A 4,612-nucleotide genomic window follows, 5' to 3' on the forward strand; every position below is an offset into this window, starting at 1 on the left:
CGGGCACCTGACCGCGCGGCTGCGGGCCATGTGCTCCTTCGGCTCCATGACCACGCTCTTGCGGGCCGGCGGACAGCGTCGGCCGGCCCGCGGCATCTGCGAGAAGGCCGGCGGCCAGCCGAACCCGGTCACCGGAAAGGCGTCTCAGCCGGCGTCGGGGCCGGACGCATCCGGGCGGCGGGACCGGGCGGGACAACTCAGCCGCGTCCAGGCGTCGTTGGCACCGCCCGGGGCCCGGCCTCAGTCCGGCCAGCGGCCGGTCGCCAGGAAGAGGCGGATGGCCTCCGCGTACGGCTCGATGTCCAGCCCCTGCTCGGAGAGCCACGTGTCGGAGTAGTACTTGTCGAGGTAGCGCTCGCCCGGGTCGCACAGCAGCGTGACGATGCTGCCGGCGCGGCCCTCGCGGGCCATCTCCGCCACGATCTTGAGCGCGCTCCACAGCCCGGTGCCGGTGGAGCCGCCCGCCTTGCGGCCGATCCGCTGTTCCAGCGCCCGTACGGCGGCGACGCTCGCGGCGTCCGGGACCCGCATCATGCGGTCGATGACGGCCGGCATGAAGCTCGGTTCCATGCGGGGCCTGCCGATGCCCTCGATGCGGGAGCCGCGCTCGCTGGTGGCCGTGGGGTCGTTGTCGCGCCAGCCGTCGAAGAAGCAGGAGTTCTCCGGGTCGGCGACGCAGACGCGCGTGCCGTACTGCATGTAGCGGACGTAGCGGGCGATGGTGGCGGAGGTGCCGCCGGTGCCGGCGGTGGCGACGATCCAGGCGGGCTCGGGGTGGCGCTCCAGCCGGAGCTGGCTGTAGATCGACATGGCGATGTTGTTGTTGCCGCGCCAGTCGGTGGCCCGCTCCGCGTAGGTGAACTGGTCCATGTAGTGGCCGCCGCAGCGCACGGCGAGGGCAGCGGCCTCCGCGTACACGGTGCGGGGATCGTCCACGAAGTGGCACCGCGCGCCGTGGAACTCGATCAGCCGGCACTTCTCGGCGCTGGTGGTGCGCGGCATGACGGCGATGAACGGCACACCGATCAGCTCGGCGAAGTACGCCTCGGAGACGGCCGTGGAGCCGCTGGACGCCTCGATGACGGGCGATTCGGGGCGGATCCAGCCGTTGCACAGCCCGTAGAGGAACAGCGAGCGGGCCAGGCGGTGCTTGAGGCTGCCGGTGGGATGGGTGGACTCGTCCTTCAGGTAGAGGTCGACGCCCCACTCCTCGGGCAGCGGGAAGCGCAGCAGATGGGTGTCGGCCGAGCGGTTGGCGTCCGCCTGCACCTTGCGGACCGCCTCCTTCAGCCAGGCGCGGTAGGCCGGATCGCTGCGGTCCACGTCGACGGTCGGCACGACGGCACCGGGGGGCACCGCCGGCGCGCCGGGCGCGTTCGAGTGCGTCGAGCCGTTCACACGCCGCTCCTCACGCTGGTCGTCCGGGACGATGCGGAGCACCCGGACGTTTCGATCATAAGCGGGCACTGGTGCGTGGGCGCCCTCACGGGCAGACTGCGGACCAGAGGCGGCTGAGGCGACCGGGCCAGGAGGCGGTGCACCGTGGCGGAGGCGGAGTTCAACGCGACAGGCGTGCGGATCGAGCGGTCCTTGCGCTCGCTCACCCGGGCGGGCCAGGTCAAGATCCAGGACGGCCGGCTGGAACTGCTCACCAGCCGCGGCCAGGAGATCGACAGCGCACCGCTGGACGCCGTGCACGCGAGCAAGCCGTGGTTCGCCGCGCGGGACCGGGCGCGGGCGAAGGTCAACGGCACCCGCTACGTGCTCACGCTGGGCGGCGCCGGCGAGGACTCCGCCGGTGCGGCCGGGGGCACGGAGGGCGCCGGGGAGAGCACCGTGCGCCGGTTCCTTGATGCGGTGCGCTCGGCGCGCGCCGGCGGAGCGAAGCGCTGAGGGGGCAGGAGTTGCGAAGGTGTCCGGGAGAACCGACGCTTGAACCCGAACCGGATTCACCGAGGGTTACCGGTGGCTACGTGCTGGATGCGCATCCGCCGAGGAACTGAATCAGGCTAGCCCTACTTCTTCCAGGGAGTCGCAGCCGTGATCAGCCGAGTGAACAAGCACTGCACCGTCGAGCTCCAGGCCCTGCCCCCGCGGATCGGCCAGGTCCGAAGAATCGTCTCTGCGCAGCTGCGCTACTGGCATCTCGACGCGCTCATCGATACGGCGGCGCTCGGCGTCACCGAACTTCTGACCAATGTTCACCAGCATGCCGGTCCGGACAAACACTGCACGGTCGAGCTCGATCTGCTCCTCGACCAACTCACGGTGTCGGTACGGGACCACGGCCCCCGGCTGCCCCGCGTCCTGGACGCGGACGGCGCCAGCACGCACGGCCGGGGCCTGGCGCTGATCGCCGCGGTCAGCGCGAGCTGGGGCGTGCGGGAGCGTCAGGACGGGGGCAAGGTCGTGTGGTTCACGCTCCCCGTCCCGGCCATCGATCCCATGGCCGCGCCGCCGGCCGTCGCCGGCCGGGAGCGTCCGCACCTGGCGATCCCGGCATTGACGGCGGGCGGCCGGGACGAACCGGCGTTCAGCGGGCGCGCCCTGCGCCCCGCGGCCCTGCGGGAGAGCGTGTCCGCCCGGTCGGTCGTGCCCGGCTGACGGGGTGTCGCCGGCCGGGTGGACGCGCTCCCGCGCCCGTCAGGGTGTCGGGCCGCGGCATCACGGCCTGGCGTCAGGCGAGGGCGGCGAGCGGGTCGTCGAGGACCGGCTGCCAGGCTCCCTCGGCGGCACCGATGAGGCTGTTGTGATCCAGCGTGCCGGCCAGGATCGGCACGCTGCCGCTGCGTCCCCACAGACTGCGGTCGGCCACCACGGCGCGCAGCCGCTCGGGATCGGCCTCCAGCAGCGCGCTGTGCAGTCCGCCGAGCACGATGCGGTCGGGGTTGAGGATGTTGACCAGCCCCGCGAGGCCGAGCCCGAGCCGGTCGACGACGATGTCCGCGGCCGCCCGCACGGACGGGTCGTCGTACTCCGAACGGAGCAGTTCGCGCGACTGCTGGAGCAGTGAGACGGCGGGTCCCGGTTCGCGCCCGGCGGCGGTGAGGAAGGCCAGCGGGTCGGCCTCGACGTCGAGGCAGCCGCGGCTGCCGCAGTGGCAGGGCAGGCCGGCCGGGTTGACGGTCAGATGGCCGACCTCCAGGGCCAGTCCGGAGCTGCCGGTGTGCAGCCGGCCGTCGAGCACCAGCGCCCCGCCGACGCCCCGGTGGCCGGTGGCCACGCACAGCAGGTGCCGGGCGCCGCGACCCGCGCCGTGCCGGTGCTCGGCGAGCGCGGCGAGGTTGACGTCGTTGCCGGCGAACCCCTCGAGGGGCCTGCCGCCCGGGCCGTGCACCCCGGCCTTGGCCAGGGCCTCGGTGAACAGTGCGCGAACGGGGGCGCCCGCGGGCCAGGAGAGGTGCACCGGGTTCAGGGCCGTCCCCTCGGGCTGGGCGACCGCCGAGGGCACCGCGAGCCCGGCGCCGAGGCAGCGCCGCCCGGTCCGGCGCAGCAGCTCAGCCCCGGCCTCGACGACCGCGTCGATGATGTGCGCGGGGTCCGGCGGCACCGTCATGCAGCCGGGCGTGGTGGCGACCATGCGTCCGCCGAGCCCGACGAGCGCGGCGCGGAATCCGTCCGCGTGGAGCTGCGCGGCGAGGACGACCGGCCCGTTGGGGGCGACGGACAGCCGGTGCGAGGGCCGGCCCTGGGAGCCGGCGGCGGCGGCCGGGCGGGCGTCGACCTGGATGAGGCCGAGCGCCTCCAGCTCGGCGGCCACGGCCCCGGCCGTCGCGCGCGTCACGCCGAGCTCGGCGGTGAGCACGGAGCGCGTGGGGGCGCGGCCGGTGTGTACGAGCTCCAGGGCCGGGCCGAGTGCGCCGCGGCCCCGCTCCAAACGGGTTGTCCGAGTCTGGGTCACGCCCCTATTCTCACTTTGTGCCGACGCTAAACAAAATACGGACGGCCATTGCGGGGGGACGGCACGGGGACCGCCAGGCGGCCCCGCACGACCTCGCACTGCGCCGGCTCCGTACTCATCTGACCCTGTTCTTCGCCCTGGACGGCTTCCTCTTCGCCGGCTGGGTGGTCCGCATCCCCGCGATCAAGGAGCGGACCGGCGCCTCCACCGGTGCTCTCGGGTTCGCCCTGCTCGGCGTGTCGGCGGGCGCCGTGGCCACCATGATGGTCACGGGGCGGCTCTGCCGGCGCTTCGGCAGCCACCCGGTGACGGTGGCCGCCGCCGTCCTGATGTCCCTCGGCATCGCCCTGCCCGCGCTGACCCGCTCGGCGCTCGCGCTGGGGCTGGTGCTGCTCGTCTTCGGCGCCGCCTACGGCGGCATCAACGTCGCCATGAACAGCGCGGCGGTCGATCTCGTGGCCGCGCTGCGCCGACCGGTCATGCCCAGCTTCCACGCGGCCTTCAGCGTGGGCGGCATGCTCGGGGCGGGGCTCGGCGGACTGGTGGCCGGGCGGCTGTCCGCGCCGCACCACCTGCTGCTCCTGACCTGCGCCGGGCTCGCCGTATCCGCGCTCGCCGGACGCGGGCTGCTCGCCCGTCCGGCGCCCCGGCCGGCCCCACGGCCGGCGAAGGCCACGCGGGCCGCCACCGCCGGGGCCGCGTCCGCGCGGC

General features: G+C 74.2%; 5 protein-coding genes. 3 read left to right on the plus strand and 2 right to left on the minus strand.

Going from position 1 to position 4,612, the window contains the following annotated elements:
- Positions 1-240: 240 nt before the first annotated feature.
- Positions 241-1,356, minus strand: coding sequence for a PLP-dependent cysteine synthase family protein (locus tag AB0K09_RS29960; protein WP_366068553.1), 1,116 nt, complete (start codon positions 1,354-1,356; stop codon positions 241-243).
- Positions 1,357-1,542: 186 nt separating this feature from the next.
- Between AB0K09_RS29960 and AB0K09_RS29965 the strand changes: the two genes are divergently transcribed.
- The gene (locus AB0K09_RS29965) at positions 1,543-1,893 is read left to right on the plus strand and encodes a hypothetical protein (protein WP_366068549.1); all 351 of its coding nucleotides are present in this window, start codon (positions 1,543-1,545) and stop codon (positions 1,891-1,893) included.
- 147 nt (positions 1,894-2,040) lie between these two features.
- Entirely contained in the window at positions 2,041-2,604 is a 564-nt protein-coding gene (locus AB0K09_RS29970) for an ATP-binding protein (protein ID WP_366068550.1), read from the plus strand.
- Positions 2,605-2,677: 73 nt separating this feature from the next.
- Here the strand turns inward: AB0K09_RS29970 and AB0K09_RS29975 are convergent, their stop codons facing one another.
- Positions 2,678-3,901, minus strand: a complete 1,224-nt coding sequence (locus AB0K09_RS29975; RefSeq protein ID WP_366068551.1) for an ROK family protein — start codon at positions 3,899-3,901, stop codon at positions 2,678-2,680.
- Between the two features lie 17 nt (positions 3,902-3,918).
- Between AB0K09_RS29975 and AB0K09_RS29980 the strand changes: the two genes are divergently transcribed.
- A partial coding sequence (locus AB0K09_RS29980) for an MFS transporter (protein ID WP_366068552.1) occupies positions 3,919-4,612 on the plus strand: 694 nt, incomplete at its 3' end.

The organism is Streptomyces sp. NPDC049577 (assembly GCF_040675635.1).
Lineage (GTDB): Bacteria > Actinomycetota > Actinomycetes > Streptomycetales > Streptomycetaceae > Streptomyces.